General features: G+C 69.4%; 18 protein-coding genes. 13 read left to right on the plus strand and 5 right to left on the minus strand.

Going from position 1 to position 18,964, the window contains the following annotated elements; all coding sequences use genetic code 11:
- Positions 1-177 precede the first annotated feature (177 nt).
- Positions 178-828 carry a hypothetical protein gene (locus tag KDL01_RS01460; protein ID WP_212526444.1) on the minus strand — a complete coding sequence of 217 codons (651 nt, stop codon included), beginning with the start codon at positions 826-828 and terminating at the stop codon, positions 178-180.
- Positions 829-998: 170 nt separating this feature from the next.
- Between KDL01_RS01460 and KDL01_RS01465 the strand changes: the two genes are divergently transcribed.
- Positions 999-1,874, plus strand: a complete 876-nt coding sequence (locus KDL01_RS01465) for a GNAT family N-acetyltransferase (RefSeq protein ID WP_212526445.1) — start codon at positions 999-1,001, stop codon at positions 1,872-1,874.
- Between the two features lie 22 nt (positions 1,875-1,896).
- Here KDL01_RS01465 and KDL01_RS01470 read toward each other — a convergent pair whose 3' ends face one another.
- Positions 1,897-2,556 carry an alpha/beta fold hydrolase gene (locus tag KDL01_RS01470; RefSeq protein WP_212526446.1) on the minus strand — a complete coding sequence of 220 codons (660 nt, stop codon included), beginning with the start codon at positions 2,554-2,556 and terminating at the stop codon, positions 1,897-1,899.
- 72 nt (positions 2,557-2,628) lie between these two features.
- Here KDL01_RS01470 and KDL01_RS01475 point away from each other — a divergent pair, with 72 nt between their 5' ends.
- The 4 genes from KDL01_RS01475 to KDL01_RS01490 all read left to right on the plus strand — a co-directional run bounded on the left by KDL01_RS01475 (position 2,629) and on the right by KDL01_RS01490 (position 5,950).
- The gene (locus tag KDL01_RS01475) at positions 2,629-3,171 is read left to right on the plus strand and encodes a PadR family transcriptional regulator (RefSeq protein ID WP_212526447.1); all 543 of its coding nucleotides are present in this window, start codon (positions 2,629-2,631) and stop codon (positions 3,169-3,171) included.
- A 119-nt stretch (positions 3,172-3,290) separates the two neighbouring features.
- The gene (locus tag KDL01_RS01480; protein WP_212526448.1) at positions 3,291-3,638 is read left to right on the plus strand and encodes a hypothetical protein; all 348 of its coding nucleotides are present in this window, start codon (positions 3,291-3,293) and stop codon (positions 3,636-3,638) included.
- A gap of 13 nt (positions 3,639-3,651) precedes the next feature.
- Entirely contained in the window at positions 3,652-4,887 is a 1,236-nt protein-coding gene (locus KDL01_RS01485; protein WP_212526449.1) for a glutathionylspermidine synthase family protein, read from the plus strand.
- An 85-nt stretch (positions 4,888-4,972) separates the two neighbouring features.
- The gene (locus KDL01_RS01490; RefSeq protein WP_212526450.1) at positions 4,973-5,950 is read left to right on the plus strand and encodes an NAD-dependent epimerase/dehydratase family protein; all 978 of its coding nucleotides are present in this window, start codon (positions 4,973-4,975) and stop codon (positions 5,948-5,950) included.
- A 7-nt stretch (positions 5,951-5,957) separates the two neighbouring features.
- Here KDL01_RS01490 and KDL01_RS01495 read toward each other — a convergent pair whose 3' ends face one another.
- Both KDL01_RS01495 and KDL01_RS45045 read right to left on the minus strand, forming a co-directional pair.
- Entirely contained in the window at positions 5,958-6,527 is a 570-nt protein-coding gene (locus tag KDL01_RS01495; RefSeq protein ID WP_212526451.1) for an alpha/beta hydrolase, read from the minus strand.
- 1,859 nt (positions 6,528-8,386) lie between these two features.
- The gene (locus tag KDL01_RS45045) at positions 8,387-8,665 is read right to left on the minus strand and encodes a GlsB/YeaQ/YmgE family stress response membrane protein (RefSeq protein WP_212526452.1); all 279 of its coding nucleotides are present in this window, start codon (positions 8,663-8,665) and stop codon (positions 8,387-8,389) included.
- A gap of 265 nt (positions 8,666-8,930) precedes the next feature.
- On the opposite strand from KDL01_RS45045, the gene KDL01_RS01505 reads away from it, so the two are divergent.
- The 7 genes from KDL01_RS01505 (at position 8,931) to KDL01_RS01535 (ending at position 14,735) form a co-directional block, all read left to right on the plus strand.
- Entirely contained in the window at positions 8,931-9,320 is a 390-nt protein-coding gene (locus KDL01_RS01505; protein ID WP_368861492.1) for a GntR family transcriptional regulator, read from the plus strand.
- Positions 9,317-10,258: an ABC transporter ATP-binding protein gene (locus tag KDL01_RS01510; RefSeq protein WP_212526454.1), complete on the plus strand. Its 942-nt coding sequence runs from the start codon at positions 9,317-9,319 to the stop codon at positions 10,256-10,258. The genes KDL01_RS01505 and KDL01_RS01510 overlap by 4 nt, the downstream gene beginning before the upstream one ends.
- Positions 10,255-11,292, plus strand: coding sequence for an ABC-2 membrane transporter-related protein (locus KDL01_RS01515; RefSeq protein ID WP_212526455.1), 1,038 nt, complete (start codon positions 10,255-10,257; stop codon positions 11,290-11,292). The genes KDL01_RS01510 and KDL01_RS01515 overlap by 4 nt, the downstream gene beginning before the upstream one ends.
- A 114-nt stretch (positions 11,293-11,406) precedes the next feature.
- Positions 11,407-11,574 carry a hypothetical protein gene (locus KDL01_RS01520; protein WP_212526456.1) on the plus strand — a complete coding sequence of 56 codons (168 nt, stop codon included), beginning with the start codon at positions 11,407-11,409 and terminating at the stop codon, positions 11,572-11,574.
- A gap of 431 nt (positions 11,575-12,005) precedes the next feature.
- Positions 12,006-13,046, plus strand: coding sequence for a 4-hydroxyphenylpyruvate dioxygenase (hppD, locus tag KDL01_RS01525; RefSeq protein ID WP_212526457.1), 1,041 nt, complete (start codon positions 12,006-12,008; stop codon positions 13,044-13,046).
- A 271-nt stretch (positions 13,047-13,317) separates the two neighbouring features.
- Positions 13,318-14,037 (plus strand): class I SAM-dependent methyltransferase, encoded by a 720-nt coding sequence (locus KDL01_RS01530; protein ID WP_212526458.1) that lies wholly within the window; start codon positions 13,318-13,320, stop codon positions 14,035-14,037.
- Positions 14,038-14,123: 86 nt separating this feature from the next.
- Positions 14,124-14,735 (plus strand): dihydrofolate reductase family protein, encoded by a 612-nt coding sequence (locus tag KDL01_RS01535; protein ID WP_212526459.1) that lies wholly within the window; start codon positions 14,124-14,126, stop codon positions 14,733-14,735.
- Between the two features lie 197 nt (positions 14,736-14,932).
- Here the strand turns inward: KDL01_RS01535 and KDL01_RS01540 are convergent, their stop codons facing one another.
- On the minus strand, positions 14,933-17,599 hold the full coding sequence (locus KDL01_RS01540) for a lantibiotic dehydratase (protein WP_212526460.1): 2,667 nt from the start codon (positions 17,597-17,599) through the stop codon (positions 14,933-14,935).
- A 241-nt stretch (positions 17,600-17,840) separates the two neighbouring features.
- On the opposite strand from KDL01_RS01540, the gene KDL01_RS01545 reads away from it, so the two are divergent.
- Positions 17,841-18,728 carry a hypothetical protein gene (locus KDL01_RS01545; RefSeq protein WP_212526461.1) on the plus strand — a complete coding sequence of 296 codons (888 nt, stop codon included), beginning with the start codon at positions 17,841-17,843 and terminating at the stop codon, positions 18,726-18,728.
- Positions 18,729-18,964: the final 236 nt, after the last annotated feature.

Consider the following 18,964-nt stretch of genomic DNA (forward strand, 5'->3'; position numbering starts at 1 on the left):
CGCCACGCCACCACCGACACCGACACCTACTGCACTGGTCCGCCTGGCGAAGACGCCACCAAGCCACCGCCCGCCGATGCCACTACCAGCGACGATGCAACTCAGGGCAAGAATTGCAACTGTAGTACTAGTCAGCAGCCCAACGGGCGGGGCTTGCTCGGACCATCCTCGGAGCCGTCACAGCTTTCCCCACACCCGGATCAGCCGGTGGCCGTCGAGCACCTGGGCTAGGTCCTCGACGAAGCGGGCGGCGAATTCGGGCCAGTTCCAGAACTCGAAGCCGAGGTAGCCGAAAGCGAAGTAGTCGTCTGCCCACTGCCACGAGACCAGATCAGAAGCCTGTTCGCAGCTTGGGCAGGTGACGTTTGCTTCGCCTGTCTCGTACCAGACGTCGATCGCGGCGAAGAAGGGGTCGTCAGGGCCTGCGATGGGCTTCCAGGACTCGGTGTAGAACCAGACACGAGCTGCGCACCGCGGACAGGTCGCGTACCGGGCACCGCCCTGGCCGCCGTAGAAGACGGTTCGTCCGATGGCGATGTTGAGGCCGTCCGTCGGCTCCCAGTCGGGATCCGCGACCGCCTTCGCCCAGCTTTGGCCGGGTGGATTGCCCAACGGTGCGCCGAGCACGCAGTTGGTGCGCTCGGCGCTGACGATCGCCTCTCGAACTAGCCAGTCGAGTCCACGGCTCGCCAGGTCCGCGGCCTCGGCGGGCGTGGCGTCGAGGTCGACGAGGGTTTGGAAGAGGTTGCCCATGGTGTCGACCATAGAGTTGAGCACCGACAGCGCCGGAGCCACTTCGGTGACAGAGCCATATTCGATTGACCCCACCTCCCTCTGCTGCCTAGCGTTGCCCGGGTTCGCTTCACCGTCGTTGAGGCTGTATACCGGAGGCGAAGTTTTGCCCGCTCGCACCATCGCTTTTCGTCCCAGTACCGAGGCCGACCTCGACCGGATCCTTCCCTTCATCCGGCGTGACGGGGCTTGCCCGTTGACGGTGGATGGCTACCGGGCCCACGTCGAGGACGGGCAGTACCGCCACGGGTGGACCTGGATCGCCGAGGAGTCCGGCGGCGACATCCGGGCCGTCGCCATCTGGTGCCTCGCCGAAGGATTCGGAACCGGTCTCGCTCGATGCCTTCTACGTTCACGAATCCTTCGGCGTCGATGAGGAGGAGCGCGTCGCGCTTGCGGCGGGTTTGCTGCATGCGGCGCATGCGGCGTTTGCCGGCGAGTTCGGGCTGAGCGAGCCGCCTGCGTGCCACGTTTTCGTGCCGGGGGACTGGCGAGAGCGGGCTGATGTTGTCAGTGCGCTGTCATGGCGGCGGGAGGCCGTCACCCGGGCCGGCCTTGGGACTCTGCTCGAGCGGTTGCGGTTCGAATGGACGGCGGCGGACGGGCTTGCCGAGCCCGGGGGCGAGCTCGAGTTTCGTGCGGAGTCGGACGATGCGGTGTTCGTGGACCTGTTCTCCCGCGTGCTTTCCGAATCCCTCGACACCACCTCGACTCGGGAGGCGGCGCGCGTTGGTAGTGCTGAGCAGGCGCGCCAAGACGTTGCCCACCTGCGTGATCTGATGGTCGGTGATCGCTCGTGGTGGCGGGTTGCCGTCAATCGGGACGGCGAGACCGTGGGCTTCGGCATTCCCTCGGCCAACCTCAGTTTCCCCGTTGTCGGCTACCTCGGCGTTCTGCCCGAGTATCGAGGACGCGGCTACGTGGACGCCATACTTGTCGAGATCACGCGGATCCTCGTTGCCGAGGCCGACGCCACGACCATCCGGGCGGACACCGATCTGGTCAACGAGCCGATGGCGGCTGCGTTCCTGCGGGCCGGGTATCGCAATCACGCTCGGCGGCTGGTGTTCTCAGCGGGCTGATGCGCTGTGCAGGCGCTCGCTCCTACTCCTCGGTCAGGATCCGGACGAGGTCGTCGGGGGCTTCGCGGGCGATGGCGTGGCCGATCGGCAGGGTGTGGACATGCCAGTCGGGGTCGTCGCGCAGCCGTTCGTAGACGCCGGTGAAGGGCGTCTCGGCCCAGGCGGACAGGTAGATGTAGTCGCGGCGCTGGACCTTGGGCTCGCTTTCGAGCCTGATCCGCTGCAGGAACGCCGCGAGGGGGTGCGCGGTGGTGCGCGGGTCCAGGCCGGGCGGGGGAGTGACGGTGAGGCCGTCGGCCTCGGCTCCTTCGAGGAACAGCTTCCGGTAGCCCGGGCTGGTCAGGTTGAAGCAGGAGTCTCCGTCGCTCGGGACGTAGGCGTCGCTGTAGACGAGGCGGCGGATGCGCCCGCCGGCGCGGGCCGCGGCTCCGGTGATGACCATGCCGGAGTAGCTGTGCCCGAGGAGCACGGCGTCGTGGATGTCTTCGGTTTCCAGCAGCGTGAGCACGTCCTGGATGTGCGTGTCCAGGTTGGTCTGTGCGGTGCGGGGGCGCGCCGGATCGCCGAGGCCGGTGAGGGTGACGGGGAAGACCGTGTGGCCTTGGCGGCGCAGCGTTTCGGCGATGGGCTCGAAGTACCAGCCGCCGTGCCAGGCCCCGGGAACGAGAACGAAGGTCGTCATGGCTATGACTCTAATCGAGGCACTCGATTAGAGTCAACTCTCTTCGTGGGCCCTCGGGGTTAGGATGGTGGCGTGTTGACCTTGAGCATCCTGGGATTCCTGGCCGAAGAGCCGCTGCACGCCTACGAGCTGCGTGCCCGGATCTCCGGACTGTCCGGCCACGTGCGCCCGGTCAGCGACGGAGCGCTCTACCCCGCGTTGAACCGGCTGCGCGAGGCCGGATACCTGGACCGGCAGGAGGAACCCGGTCGCGGAGCGACTCCGCGCCAGGTGCTCTCGCTCACCGACGCCGGCCGCGTCGAGCTGCTCCGCAGGCTCCGCGAGCCGGCCGAGGTCGAGATCACCGACCGCAACTCCTTCCTCGTCGTCCTCGCCTTCCTCGGCCACCTGCCCGATCCCGCCGACCAGGCCCGAATCCTGAGGCGGCGCCTGGAGTTCATGAACCGGCCCGCCAGCTACTTCTACGTGGACGGCAAGCCGCTGCGCGCCGCCCAGATGACCGACCGCTTCCGCAAGGGCATGATCACCCTCGCCGCGGGCACCAGCCGCGCCGACCGCGCCTGGCTCGAGGCAACCATCGCCGACCTCGAGGGCGAGTCGGCCGCCGGCGCATGATCGAAGGCTGACGAGGGGTGCTCGAGCGCGCCGAGGTCGCTGCGTCGCAACCGCCTTGATCACGAATGATGTTCCTGGCAGGATGTCGCCACGTGGGCAATCATGGGGGGAATAACGTCATGACATCTGAAGACGCCGGCCGGGGGCGGACCAGGCGTCGGGGCGCGGCGGTGCCGTTGGCGCTCGGCGGGGTCTTCGTGGCGAGCCTGGCCACGCTGGCGGCCTGTTCATCGGACACTGATACCGAGCGCTGCATCGACACCCGTACGAACACGGTGATCGACGACAAGTACTGCGCGGACACCAGCACGGCCACCTCGTACGCGCACTGGTACACCGGCGGCAGCGGGTTCAAGATCGGCTCGAAGGTCTCCGGCGGCGAGGAGGGCGAGCACGGCGTCGCGCGCGGCGGGCTCGGTGGACACGGTGGGGAAGGCGGCGGCGAGGGCGGCCACGCCGGCGGCTGACAAGGAGATCCCGATGCGACGCATACCGATCGACGCGCGTCCCGGCTGGCGCCGGACCGTCGAGGCCCAGGGCCTCGTCTTCGCGACCACCCCGACCGCGGACGGCCGCGAACTGCCGTACTGGTACGAGTCGGCGTACTACGCGCTGACCACGGACGAGGTCGACGTGCTCGAGGACACGGCCGCGCAGCTGCATCAGCTGTGCCTGCGGGCCGTCGAGCACGTCATCGCCGAGGAAGGATTCGCCCGCTTCGGCATCACCGACGAACGCGTCGTGGCGGCCGTTCGGCGGTCCTGGGACGCGCGCCCGCCGAGCCTCTACGGCCGCTTCGATCTGGCCTACGACGGCCGGGGCGGGCCGGCAAAACTGTTGGAGTACAACGCGGACACGCCCACCGGCCTGCTCGAGGCGGCGATCTGCCAGTGGTACTGGCTGCAGGACACGCACCCGGCCGCCGACCAGTGGAACTCGCTGCACGAGCGCCTGGTCGAAGCCTGGCGCGCGGCGGCGAAGGCCTTCGCGCCCGGGCCGGTGCATGTCACCCACACCAGCGTCGACACCAGCGGCGAGGAGGAGATGACCTGCGCGTACCTGGCCGAGACGGCGCAGCAGGCCGGGCTTGAGGTGGTCACGCTGCCGATCGAGCAGGTCGGCTGGCAGCGCCGCGACGCCCGCTTCGTCGACCTCGCGCTGCGCCCGATCCGCACCGCCTTCAAGCTCTATCCGTGGGAGTGGATCGTCCGCGACCCCTTCGGCGCGCAGATCCTCGACCAGCTCACCGCCGCCCGTTCCGGTAACGGAGCGGCCGCCGCGACGCAGTGGATCGAGCCGATCTGGAAGATGCTGCTGTCGAACAAGGCCCTGCTGGCCGTGCTCTGGGAACTGTTCCCCGACCACCCGAACCTGCTCCCCGCGTACCTCGACGGCCCGCGCGACCTCACCCGCCACGTCGCCAAGCCCCTGCTCGGCCGCGAGGGCGACGCCATCCGCATCACCGGCGCCGGCGCGGACTCGATCGTCCAGCCGGGCACCGGCGGCGCCGAGGGCTGGGTCCACCAGCAGTACACGCCGCTGCCCGACTACGACGGCAACCGCCCCGTCCTCGGTGCCTGGGTCGTCGCCGGGGAGCCCGCCGGCCTCGGCATCCGCGAATCCGACGGCCCCGTGACCGACTATCACGCCCGCTTCGTCCCACACCTCAGGCGACCATTCTGCTGTCAGCTAAATTCCGCCACATACACGCCCTGAACGCCGACAGCCGACCTACGCTGGCAATATCCCGGCCCTGGTCGGTGATGTCACCGGCGGGAGCGGAACGGAGGAGGAGGCGGCCATGCGTGTGGTGATTCTGAGTGGCACGTCGTTCGTCGGCAGGGCGATCTGCGCGGAACTGGTCGCGCGAGGGCACGAGTTGCTCGTGGTCCATCGCGGGCAGACCGAACCACCGGATCTGGCCCCGGCCACCCACCTGCACGCCGACCGTGCGTCCTGGCCCGAGCGCCGGGCCGAGATCGCGGCGTTCCGGCCCGACGCGGCAGTGGACGTCTCTGCACTGGACGGGCCGGGCGCGGACAGTGCGCTGCGGGCGCTGCCGGAAGGACTGCGGTTGGTCGTGCTCTCCAGCGTGAACGTCTACCGGGCCTACGAGTCGGTGCGCGCCGGGATCCACACCGATGCCGTGCCGCTCACCGAGCAGTCCCCGCTGCGCACGGCCCGCCACCTCGACGGGCCGGAGTGGGAGAACCTGGACCTTGAGGCGCGCTACCTGGCGGCCGGCGCCACCGTGCTGCGTCTCGGCGCCGTCTACGGGGAGCACGACTACCAGCGCCGTCTCGAGTTCGTGCTGCGCAGAGTGCGGGCGCGGCGCGCACGGATTCCCTTCGGAGCAGGTACTTTCCTGTTCAGCAGGATCTACGTCGGCGACGTCGCCACCGCAGTCGCCGCGGCCCTGGAGCGCACGGCCACGGCCGACGAAGGCGAGGTGTTCAACATCGTCGAATCCGCGACCCCGTCGATACGGCTGCTGGCCGAACAGGTCCTGGCTGCGCTCGGCAGCACCGCGGAACTGGTCACCGTACCCGACGACGTACTGCCGCCGGACCTTCGGATCACCCGCGCCGGGTCCCAGGCACTCCTGGCCGACGCCGCGAAGGCCCGTGAGCACCTCGACTGGCGGGAGAGCGATCCCGCGCAGGCGCTGCAACGCACCATCGCATGGCACTTGGGCAACCCGCCTCCCGCAGACGACGACTTCGCGCCGGACGACGCCGCGTTGCGCCAGGCTGTGCGGCGCCAGGCCGTGCCGCGCTGAGTCCGGATCAGGAGGTCGGCTTCGCGGTCGGGACGTCCTGACCGCTCATCATGTCCGTGATCAGCTGGGGGATGCGCTCGCGCGCGATCTGGCAGATGGTGTTGTGCCCGGCGCCTTCGACCAGTTCGAGCCGCTTGGGTCCGGCCGCGCGGCGGTGGAGCTCGGCTGCCATGGCCGGGGTGCCCACCGTGTCCCGGGTGCCGGTGACGATGAGCACGGGAAGCCTCAGCCCGGTGATCCGGGCGCGTGAGTCGAAGGCCTTGGCGAGCCCGAGCCATCGCAGGGGGCGCAGAGCCGTGCCGAAGGGCCAGACGTCCACCGTGTTCGTCAGAGGGCTGATCAGGATCAGCCCGGCGCAGTCGGGGTACTCGACGGCGAGGCGGACCGCGATCGTCGAGCCGATGGAGCGACCGCAGATCCAGATCTGGGAGAGCGGGATCCCGCGCTCCTCGGTCAGATGGCGCAGTCCCGCGCAAGCGTCGGCCGCCGTCGTGGCCGCGCTCGGTTTGGCGGGGCTGCTGGTGCCGTAGCCGCGGTAGTCCATCAGCAGCAGATTCGCGCCGGTCAGGCCCAGCAATGGGCGCCTCGAGTGTCGCCTCGTCCTCGAGTGCGTAGCCGTTGCCGTGGAAGTACAGCAGCGTACGCGGTTGCCCGGGAGCGTCGGTGCCGGCGATCCACCAGGCGTGCACGGTATCCGCGCCCGCGATGGCGCCCCCGTCGCCGGAGCCCGCGTTCCCCGGCGCCCCGTTGCCGGAGCCTGTGCCGATCTCGAGCTGCAGTTCCTCACGTACGAACTCGGCGCCCGGGGTCTCGGTCGGCTTGCCGGCGCCCGGGAACGCGGCCGCGTCGTGGCCGACCAGCGCCGACACAAGGAACAGTACGTACACGACGACCAACGAGCCGAGCACCCAGGCCGGCACTGCGAACATCCCGTCCCCTCCCCACAAACCCGAGGCCGACGGTAGCGCAGAACGTCGCTGCACGCGCTCGCCCGACGCGGATCGGCTTTCACCGTCGGGCGGGCGTTAACATCGCCTGGTCATGCGCCGTGTCTTCGAGCTGCTGCGTCGGCCTACCGTCTTTCTCGCCGTGGGCCTCATCCTCAGCGCGTTCTCCGGTTCGGTCTACCTGTTGACGGCCAATCTGGCGGTCGGCTCCGAGGCCGTCCTCGCGCTCAACGGTCTCAATATCCTGCTGGCCGCGATCAGCACCGGCGTGATGTCGGGGATCGAACAGGAGATGGTGCGCGCGGTCAGCCGGGCCCTCGCCCGCGGGCTCCCGACCGCGCCCGTCATCCGCCGGCAGGTCAGGCAGGCCGCCTGGTTCGTCGGCAGCACCCTGGTCGCCTGCCTGTTGCTCGCTCCGGTGCTCACCGATCACTGGCTTGACGGCCAGTGGGTGCTGTACGCCGAGCTGATGCTGGGGCTGGCCGGAGCGATGGTCTCGTTCCAGGTGCGCGGCACGCTCTCCGGGCGGCAGGACTTCCACGTGTACGCGATCAGCCTGCTGGTCGAGGCGCTCACGCGAATGATCCCGAGTCTGCTGCTCCTGGCCGTGGGCTGCAAAGCCGTCTGGCTCTACGGCCTGGTGTTCGGGCTCGGCCCGGTGCTCTCCGCGGTGACCGCGATCCGGCTGCCCCAGGTCTGGCACCGTCCACACCTGGTGAACCTCGAGGTGTGCGAGGGCCCCGGGGGCGACCGGGCGCAGGACGAGGAGCGCGGCAGTCGGGCCGGGGCCAACCTGAGCCTGCTCACCGGCGCGACGCTCGCCTCGCAGCTGCTGCTCAACGCCGTGCCGCTGCTCGTGGACGCGCGGTATCAGCACTCGAAAAACCCGGAGGAGCTCGGGATCGCCGCCGGGATCACCTCGGCGGTCGGCCTGGCCAGGCTCGGCGTCATCGCGCTGCTGCCGATCCAGACGCCGCTGCTGCCCAAGCTGACGACGGCGGCCGAGCGAGGCGAGTACCGCAGTGTGCGCCGCATGACGCTGCTGCTCGTGGGTTTCTGCGTGGGCCTCGGCCTGGCCGCGGTACTGCTGAGCGCCACGTTGGGCCCCTGGATCCTGCGCAACATCCTGCACGCCCACGGCGCACCGCTCCCGAGCTGGTTCCTCGCCGCCCTCGCTGCGGGCACCGGGCTCCTGATGGTCGGTTTCATCCTGCAAGCCGGCCTGATCGCGATGAACCGCCATGTCGGTGTGATGATCGGCTGGGGCTTCGGCGTGGTCGTGACCGTGCCCGTCTTCACGGTCCCCGGCTCGCACTCCATCCTGGACATCACCGCGCTCGGCGCCCTCGTCGGCCCCGCCGCCACCGCCCTGTTCCTGGCGGGCGCCCTCGGGTGGTCGATGCGCCCCAGCGCCACCGTCCCCGGTCCACACGACAGTGCCCTCCCCATCCGCGCGGATAGGAGGGCACGAACGCGTGCGGCTGCAGGATCAGCGGTAGCGGCCGGGCTCGTGGCCCGACAGGCGCAGCAGGAGCAGCACCACGAACGCGCCGACGATCGAGCCGATGATGCCGGTGGCGTGGAACTGGTGGATCGAGAAGGTGTGGAACTGGATCATGTTCTCCAGGAATCCGCCGACGAACGAGCCGACCACTCCCAGCACGATGGTGCCGAGAACGCCGAGCGAGTCGCGCCCAGGCAGTAGAGCACGCGCAATCAGGCCGGCGATCGCGCCGACGATGATCAGGACGATGATGAAAGTAGCCATGACTCACGGGTGACCGGGATCCGCCCGAACATTCCCTCCAGGCCGACACGACTCCCCGGCCTGGGCAGATGCGGGGGAAGACGAAGGAGAGACGGGGAAAAGCCGGGGGAGCGCGCACCGCGACGCCCGCCACCGCACCGCGGTGGCGGACGTTCTGACGTCGCGTTCGGAACGCCGCTGCGAACGTGCGCGGTCCGGCCGAGGTCTTGACACGGCGTCACGCCGGTCATCTATTGTGCTAGTCATCTAGATGAATAGAGGTCTTGTGATCGAGTTCCACCTGGACCCGCGCACCGGCGTCGCTCCCTACCTGCAGCTGGTGCAGCAGGTGCGGCAGGCGCTGTTGCTCGGCCTGCTGTCCGAGGGCGACCAGTTGCCCACGGTCAAGCAGGTCGTGACGAAGATCGCGATCAATCCGAACACCGTGCTCAAGGCGTACCGGGACCTCGAACGCGAGGGCCTGGTCGCGCCGAAGCCGGGCGTGGGCACGTTCGTCACGAAGACGCTGGGGCAGGCCTCGCTGGTCGAGCACGAGCCGCTGCGCCGTGAGCTGGCGGCGTGGCTGGGCCGGGCTCGGGCCGCGGGACTGACCGAACCGGGCATCGAGGCGATGTTCCAAAGCACCCTCCGCGAGAGCGGCGAAGAGGAGAAATGACCGCGTTACTGGAAGCCCACGCGTTGGGCATGCGGTACGGGCGGCGCCGCGCGCTGACCGACTGCACCTTGAACATCCCGCCCGGGCACGTCGTCGGGCTGGTCGGGCCGAACGGCGCCGGCAAGTCCACGCTGCTGAAACTCGCCAGCGGCTTCCTGAGCCCGACCTCGGGCACGATCAGCGTGCTGGGCAACACCCCGGGCTCGGGCACCGGGCAGCTGGCCCGGGTCGGCTTCCTGGCCCAGGACGCCCCGGTGTATCCGAGTCTTTCCATAGCCGACCACCTGCGGCTCGGCGCGCGCCTGAACCCGCGCTGGGACCAGGGCTTCGCCGAACGGCGTATCGCGCAGCTCCAGCTCGACCCGACGCAGAAGGCGGGGAAGCTCTCCGGCGGCCAGCGCGCCCAGCTCGCGCTGACGGTGGCGGCGGGCAAGCGGCCGGAGGTGCTCCTGCTCGACGAGCCGGTGGCCAGCCTCGACCCGCTGGCGCGTCGCGGATTCCTCAACCACCTGATGGAGTCGGTGGTCGAGGACGGCACCAGCGTCGTGCTCTCCTCGCACCTGATCTCCGACCTCGAGCGGGTCTGCGACTATCTGATCGTGCTCGTCTCCTCCCGGGTGCGCCTGGCCGGCGAGGTCGACGAGATCACCGCCACGCACCACCGGATGGTGTGCACCCGCCGCGATCCGGGCGCGCTGCCGGCCGGGCTCGAGGTGGTCTCGGCCACGCACACCGACCGGCAGTCCACCTTCGTCGTACGCAGCGACGCCCCGCTGCCGGCCGGGGACTGGGCCGCCGAGCGGCTGAGTATGGAAGACCTGGTGTTGACGTACATGGAAGCCGCAGACTCCGCCGCGGCCGAGCCCGCCACGTCCGCCACGTCCACCGGCTCCGCAGCCGGCGCCGGTTCGACCGAGGGCGCGGAGGTCGCGCGATGATCTGGCTGACCTGGCGTCAATTCCGCACTCAGACCTACGTGGCCCTGGTGCTGCTCGCGGCGGCCGCCGCCTACCTGCTGATCTCCGGGCACCAGCTGCACCACTCCTACACGGTGGATCTGGCCACCTGCCAGACATCGAGCAACTGTTCGGACGTGCTCGACGCGCTGCAGTCGCAGTACAACGGCCCACTCGACCTCGTCGAGCTGCTCCTGATGGCCGTACCCGCGCTGATCGGGATCTTCTGGGGCGCTCCGCTGATCGCCGCGGAACTCGAGCGCGGCACGCACTACACGGCCTGGCACCAGTCCGTCACCCGGACCCGCTGGCTCGCGGTGAAGCTCACCCTCGTCGGGTTTGCCTCCGTCCTGACCGCCGGCGTGCTCAGCCTCCTGGTCACGTGGTGGACCAGCCCGCTCGACACGCTCACGGGCAACCGCTTCGGCATCCAGGCGTTCAACGCACGCGACATCACCCCGCTCGGATACGCCGCGTTCGCGTTCGTGCTCGGCGCCGTCCTCGGACTGCTGTTCCGGCGCGCCGTGCCCGCCATGGCCGCCACCATCGCGATCTTCATCGCGGTCCAGATCCTGGTGTCCGCCGGGCTCAGACCGCACCTGCTGCCCGCGACCACCGTGAGCCTGCCGATCAATCAGACCACGATGAGCCAGGCGATCAGGTTCGACCGCTCCGCGTCCACGACCGGCCCCGTCCTCATCGACCTGGCCGCGCCGGCCGGTGCCTGGGACCTGTCCCAGACCCAGGCGCTGGGCCCGAACGGTCAGCCGATCCAGACCAGTGCGATCATCTCCTGCTGGAGTCAGATGGCGGCCGGGCCCGGGGCGAAGGGCGGCCCGCCGGACTTCAGCTCGCTCGGCGCCTGTCTCGCGCCACAGCACCTGCACGTCGACATGACCTATCAGCCCGCCTACCGCTACTGGCAGTTGCAGTGGATGGAGACGGCCTTCTACACCGTGCTGGCCGCGCTGCTCGCCGCGGTCTGCTTCCGGCGCATCCGGAGGGTGCGCGGTTGATCGGACCCTATGAATCATTGGCCTGAGTGAGCCGGAGTGCTCACGAGTTCGGGCACGAACACGGATGCACGGCGCGCGGGGACAGCGGTAAGTTCCCGCGCGCCGTTGTGCTCCATGCCCGAGGGCGCGCTGATCATGGGCTGGATCCAGCCGCCGCCGGGGCGCGAGGCGGTCTCGGAGAAGAGCAACTCGCCGTCCGGGCGCTCGGACACCTCCACGTCCTTCACCGTGCTCAGCGCGGTGCCCCTGCGGCCGGTGCGGGTTCGGCAATCAGGAAGGTGACCCGGCGCGCTGCCTCCCGCATCGTGGACTCCGGGACCTGGAGATCGGACAGCGCTCTGCGTCGAGGGCGCGGCGCGTGCGCCTCGCCACGAAATCAGGGCTCGGTGCCGCCCGAGGCAAGGGGAAGAGCAGATGCCCAATCCGTTCGAAGAGCCGGATACCGCCTACAGCCCCACCGCCGGCCTTGATACACGAGGACGTCATGCCGGGCTGCGTCTTCCGGTCACCTGTGGACGATCCTGCGCCGGCATCGGGAGCCGGTCAAGTGCCGCCGGGCGGCGAGGTCGCGGCCCGAGTCGCCCGGCCGCCCGCGTCGGCACCCCGCCATCACCCGGCTGCGTGCCGCGGATGGCCCGCGTGAACGAGAGCTGGGGGTAGCCGGCGCGTCTCCTCCACCCCAGCCGTGACCACCGCGAACAGAAAGGCTTCCCATGTCCGTACGTGCTGTTTCCCATTTCGAGCTCCACGTCGAGCATCGCGCGCAGGCGGCCGACTATCTGATATCAGCCTTTGGATTCGCCCCTGTCGCCGAGCGTGCGGAGCCGGGGGGCGACTCCCTGCTCCTGCGCCACGGCCCGGTGCGGATCGTCGTGAGTCAAGGTGCTGGTGTCGAACGGTACCTGGAGGAGCACGGTGAGGGGATCGCCGACGTCGCCGTCGTCTGCGACGACGTCGCGGCCGTGCACGCGCGGGCGGTGGCCGCGGGCGCGGAACCGCTCGGGCCGGCCGCGTTCCGCGGACCTGGCGGTGGTGTGCGCCACAGCCTGATCGAGGCCGGTTCCGATCCCTTCGCGGACCCCACCGGGCCATGGCGCCCGCTGCGCGAGGACGAGGAGGACGAGGAGGGCGACGAGGACGGCGACGCCGCGCCCTCCGCCGGCCCGTCCTGGCGACTCGACCATGTCGCCCTCTGTATCGAATCCGGAACCCTCCGGACCATGGCGGACTTCTACGACACCGTGTTCGACCTCGAACGCTACAGCGGCGAATACGTCGAGGTCGGCGGGCAGGCGATGGATTCGATCGTCGTGCGCCACGCCTCGGCGGACGTGACCTTCACGCTCGTGGAGCCGGATGCGTCGAAGAAGCCCGGCCAACTCGATGACTTCCTCGAGCGCAACAGCGGGCCGGGCGTGCAGCACCTGGCTTTCGAGGTGCAGGACATCTTGGCCTCGGTGCGCGCGTGCCGCGAGCGCGGGGTCGAGTTCATGCACACTCCGGACTCCTACTACGACCTCCTGACCGCCCGTATGGCCGGGACGGACCTGCCGCTCGCCGAACTGCGCGAGACCGGGGTGCTGGCCGACCGTGACGAGTGGGGGTTCCTCCTGCAGTCCTTCACCCGTTCCCCTTATGATCGCAAGACGTTGTTCTACGAGCTCATCCAACGCCAGGGTGCGCGAGGCTTCGGCAGCGCCAACATCCGCGCGCTGTACGAGGCCGTCGAGCGCGAACGGGTGGCGGCCGGATGAGAAGCGGTCGATCGTCTGCCGTGCCCGTCTCCGCACGCCTGAAGAAGCGTCTCGCCGCCGACGCTCCGTAGCATTGCGCCACATCCTTTCCACGCCGTCCTCTCCACCCCGTGCGAGCAGGACACCATGCCGCGAAACACGGCCGCGCCGAGCCGATCGGGCGTCGTCTGCCGGCCCGCGGCAGCCGCCGCCGTTTCCGCCGATCTTGTCTGACACATCACCAAGACCGGCCGCACTTCGAGAATCCATCCAGGTTTGTTTGGGAGGCGTCATGACCGAACCGGCGATCGACGAGGACGGTGTCGACTTCGAGCAGCTCTACCAGGGAAACCTGGGCGTCGGACCGCACATGCCGTGGGATATCGGCGCGCCACAGCCGCTGGTGGTGGAGTTGGAGGACGCGGGTGAGATCGGTCAGGACGTGCTGGACGTCGGCTGCGGGCTCGGCGACAACGCGATCTTCCTCGCCTCGCGGGGCCACCGCGTGACCGGTGTGGACGGTGCTCCTACCGCGATCCGCCAGGCCCGCGAGCGGGCCGTCGCCCAAGGCGTCGAAGTCGAGTTCGCCGTGGCGGAGGCCACCCGGCTCGACGGGTTCGAGAACCGGTTCGACACGGTCGTCGACAGTGCCCTCTACCACTGCCTGAACGAACCCGCCAGGAACGACTACCTCGCCGCACTCGTCAGGGCCACCAAGCCCGGCGCGCGCCTGCACCTGTTCTGCTTTTCCGACGAGCTGCCCGACAGTTTCCCCAGCCCCTTCCTGTTCAGCGAGGCAGGCCTGCGGGAGACGATCGGGAAGAGCTGGACCATCACCCGGCTCAGGCCGGCCGTCTACGCCAGCGCGACGACCGCGGCAGACCTGCTGGCGACGAACGAGACGGGCGCGCTGAGCCAGCCGATCGACCCGGAAGCTCTGGCCGGGCTCGGTGTCGATGAGCGCGGCAACCTCCAGTTGCCCGTGTGGCAGCTGACCGCCGTCCGTCCTTAGCCCCGGTTCTCCCGCGCCGGCTGCGATTCCGGCGCGGTGCAAGACGACCCACCGCTGACAGACCACCGAGCTAGGAGACGGCGACCATGAAGCTGACGACCATGACGCAGATCACCCTCGACGGGGTGACCCAGGGAAACGGCAAGGTGTCGGACCAGGAACGTGCGGAAGGATTCGAGCGCGGCGGCTGGGCCCTGGGCGAGAGCGACGAGAGCACCTTCGAATACATCGGCGAGACCTACCAGCGCGCCGACGCGTTCCTGTTCGGCCGGCTGACCTACGAGCTGTTCGCCGGCTCCTGGGGGGCCGTCCCGGAGATGCGCACCCACCCCGTCGGCGCGGCGTTGAACAAGGCCCCCAAGTACGTCGTGTCGAACACGCTGACCGATCCGGAGTGGGAGAACACGACCGTCCTGTCCGGTGACTTCGCGGCGGCCGTCCGGGCGCTGAAGGCCGCTCCGGGCGGCGAACTGCAGGTCCACGGCAGCTCGGTGCTGGTCGCGGCGCTGCTCGAGGAGGGCCTGGTCGACGAGATGATCCTGCTCACCATCCCCGTGGTGCTCGGGCAGGGCCGCCGGCTGTTCCCCGCGGCCGGCCCGGACCTGGCCTTCGAACTGGTCGAGTCGCGCGTCGACTCGAAGGGCCTGACGATCCAGGTCTTCCGGCCGAAGGGGCGCCCGCAGTACGTCCAGCTTTGACGCCGACTGACGGGTCGTCGGCCACGTCGATGACGGTGAGGCCGCCGGGGTGCTCTTCGGGCTCGGCGTGAGGCCCGTCGGCGGACAACAGAATGCAGGTCACGAAAACAACGCCCGGCGGCCGCCGGTCACGAGGACGGCGGCCGCCGGGCGAATCGACGACTGGGCGGGCCGACCTCAAGCCGTCCCGCCATGAGTCAACGCGTCAGGGTGTCTTCGAGGAGCTGACGCGTGGGGAGCTGGTCCTCGATGAGGTCCACCGCCACGAGCCGCAGCTCACTGGTGTAGTGCTCGCCACGGGCGTCGCTGAGCCAGGAGTGTTCGATGTCGGGGAGCATCTCCGAGACGCCCATCAGAGCATCTTCGCCGGCGTCGTGCAGGGTGCGTCGCGCGATCTTGGCGAAGATCTCGACGAGGACGGGACTGTGCAGGTCCAGGAAGAGCGGCTTGGGCTCGACCGGCGTGGTGTAGAAGGCCAGGCGGGGCAGCCCGAGCTCGGTCGCCCACCGGCGGATCGCGGCGAACCGTTCGGCCTCGCTCGCGCCGTCGGCGGGCACGTTGCCGACGGGGAACCGCCAGGTCTCGCGCTGGAGGACGAACCGGTCGAGGGTGATGCGGGGCGTGTGCGGCTCGGTCGAGAACAGCCGCAGCGAGTTGAACACGCTGAAGGTGACCGAGTCGCCGAACATCTCCATGAACTCCGCCTGGAACCGGCCATCCAGGGTGCTGACCATGATCTTGCCGTCGATCCGCTCGACGACCAGCTCGAGAAAGGTGATCTGCTTGGACCGCGGCGGCTGGTAGTCGGCGAAGTGGGACACCGGCTCATCCGAGACCATGAGGTACGTGGTCTTCGTCTCCGGCAGGGCCGGGCGGAACCGGCCAAGCGTGCCGCTCCATTCCCGAGGGCCGAGCCCGGTGACCCGCTGCATCCCGAGGTCGGCCTCAGCGCAGCGTTCGAAGTCGGCCCGGTCGGGGTGCGTGTCCGCGAACAGTGACACGCCGAGGGTGTTGTGGGCGAGGTGGATCTCACCGAGTACGAGCTGGTAGTCGCCCCGGTTGACCGCCTCGGCGCTGGTCGCCGAGATCATCATGTCCGGACAGTGCAGGTGGCCCATCCGCCAGCCGGGGCTGATCTCGGGGAACACCTTCTCGGCCCGGCTGCGGACCTCGGCCAGGGACCGGTGCACGCGGTGCTCGCTGAGGTCGTCGAGGTCGAGGATGTCGCGCCAGCGCCGACTCAGCTCAGCCTTCATCGAGGCGATGCGGGCCTCCGTCTTGGGGTTTGGCCCCACATCCCACATGTCGAACACTTCGGGCATCCGCGGGAAGAGCGCGGCCAGCGGCATGCGGGGTCCGATCTGTGCGGCCAACTCGTCGAAGACCGGCTCCAACAGGTCCCGGTGCCGCTGGGCCGTCGACCCGCAGAGCCACCGCGCGCTGCGCAGCAACGGCTCGAGGGCGCCGCCGAGTTCGGTCATGAGCTCGGGTCCGAGTCGGACGTCGATATCGCGCTGGCAATCCTCGTAAGCCAGGGTGCGGGCGGCATACGTCTTGCCATGGGCCCGGGTCGCCGCCTGACCGGTGAGGCGCTCAAACGTGCTCTCCAGATGCTGCAGCGCCTGGTCCAGCTCGTCGACGGTGCCGGCCGCGGCGACCACGGCCGCCTTGGCCGCCTGCAACTCCCGGAGCTTGGCCAGGGCCGGCTCGCGCAGCGACGCGTCATCGACGGTCTCGAGGAACTCGGCCAGCAGGAGGTCGGCGTCGGTGAAGAACGGCACGTCGAGCCGCCACACGATGACGCCCCGGCCGACCAGGTCACGCAGTACGGCGTACACCTGCTCGGCGTCGGTGGCTTCCAGCTCCGGTCGGGCCAGCACGTCGGCGGCGATATCCCTGGCCGCCTGCTGCCCGGTGCAGCCATGCAGTACCGCCGCCTCGAGCGGGGGCAAGGTCTGCGGCGCCGCCGAGTACGGGAGCGACTTCGTCGGCCAGACGCCCACCGGTCCGCTGAGCTGATCGCCCTCGAGCCGGTAGTCGGGCATTGGTCGTGGGCGCAGCCAGACCTCCATGCCCGGCTCGGCCCCGATGACGGCGGCCAGGGTGTCCACAGTCCACTGCTCGATGTGAACAAAGCGTTTGCGGACCAGGTCGGGGCCGTGGTCGGCGGTCATCGGCGGTCCGTCCTGGCCGAGCCGGATCCAGCCGACCGGCCCGAAAAAGCCGATGGTCTCGTTCTTCGCCGCGTACCGCTGGATCATCCGGGCCACCAGCTGTTCGTACTGCCGGTGGTCGCTGTTGCGGGGGGCGTCCTTCCCGCGCGCGGCCAGCCGGCTTACGCCCGTGTGGTAGGCCTGCCGGTTCTGCCACAGGCCGGCCTCGCCCACGCGGGGATCCCCGGCCAGGTCGACCAACGTGGCCGAGGTGGCCGCGACGGCGGCGTCGTAGGCGGCGGCGAAGCGGCTTTGGGCGGCCTGCTCGTTCTCGGCCAGGGTGTGCAGTTCGGCCAGGGACAGGCCGAGCTCCTGCATACCCTCGAACTCGGACGGCACCCGACCGGCCCGCAGTGCCTTGATGGCCCGCAGCGGACCGCTGCCGCGTCGGGTCAGCGGGTGGCCGGGGAAGCGCTCGCGGAACTCGTCGAAGCGCTCACTGAACAAGCGCAGCGACTCCGCGATCTGCTGACTCAGCCCGACCCGGGCCTGGTGCGCCTCGTCCGCCGCGGTGGCCGCCTCGCTGTGCGCGAGGGCCAGGACCGTGCTCACCGGGAAACCGGCCGAGCGCAACCCGCCCCACGTCCACATCGCCCAATCGGAGGTCCCCGGCAGCGCGATCAAATGATCGGTCATCGGAAGGTTCGTCATAGACTCCATCCTTATGACCGTTCCGGCACGGCGTCCCCTTCCGGCGTGCTCAGAGCGGCGCCGCCCGACATCGTGGTGGGCAGGAGCGAATATCGAGATGTCGAGTGCCCTACTCGAATGTCGGGCAACGATCCCCGGCGGACGCACCGGACAACCGCGCTGCGCAACGATCGCTGCTTGCGGAATGCTCTTTTGCGGCCCGTCGGATGACTAAATCAGTGCTCGAAAATATGATTGAAGCATGGAGATCGCTGAGGCGTATCACGACGACGTCGATGAGATCGTCGACTTTATGATGACCCGTACCCCGCAACAGGACCGGGTGATCCTCCGCTCAATTCTGTATCAGAAGGCGGTGCGCAGCCGGCGGGTGCTGGTCGCCCGCGAGTCCGGCGGCGCGTTGGCCGGCGTGGGCGTCGCGCTGGCCGCGGAGAATCTGCCGGCCGGTTTGCTGTCCGTCATGGTGAACACACGCGCCGATGTCGGTGGGCGCGGGCTCGGCTCGCGGCTTTACACCGCGGCGCTGGCGGACCTGGACGATGAGGTGGTTCAGCTGGTGACGGCCGTTCTCGACGGAGACCAGACGTCGCTGGACGTGGCCGGGCATTGGGGCTTCACGTCCGTGCAACGGTCGATCACCGTCTCCTGCGCCCTCGCCGACGCGCAAGCGCCCGAACCCCCGAGCGGCCAGGTGACGTTCGAGGTGTGCGACGACCTGGTCTTCGACGACGACGAAGCCGTGGAGGCCATGCTGCGGGCGAGCCAGACCAACCCCGAGGCCGAACAAGGCCTGTTCGTCACGTTGTCCGGCTTGCGGGACATCCCGACGCCCGGCCAGCGGTCCGTGGCGGTGCTGACCCGGGTGGAGCGCGGCCCCGCCGCGATCTCGTTCGCGGTCGCCGACGGCGATCAGATGCACGTGACGTACACCGGGGTCGACCCGGGCCGGCGCGGCCGGGCTCTCGGCCGCGCGACCAAGGAGTTCCTGCATGCCCACGCCAAGGATCTCGGCATCCGCATCGCACTCACCGACAACGAAGAGAACAACGCCGGCATCCGCCACGTCAACGACCAACTCGGCTATACCCCGCACAGCGCGTGGCAGTACCTGATCCGAGAGCGTCCCTGATCTCGCCTGACCAACCTGAGACCCCTGCCGGACCAGTCCAGCCTCGCTGATCGACGAGGACGGCGTCCACGACCTGGCGGACATCAACGACCGCCAGGTCCTCGGTCTCAAGGGTCAGATGCCTGAGGCCTTATGCCGATGTTCGGCATAAGGCCTCTTATTTGTACTCCGGCGCCCGCGCTGCGCGGGTCCGGCAGGCTACCTGGTGATGCCGAAATCACAGAAATTAATGATCA

Origin of the sequence: Actinospica durhamensis (genome assembly GCF_018139695.1) — a bacterium.
GTDB lineage: Bacteria > Actinomycetota > Actinomycetes > Streptomycetales > Catenulisporaceae > Actinospica > Actinospica durhamensis.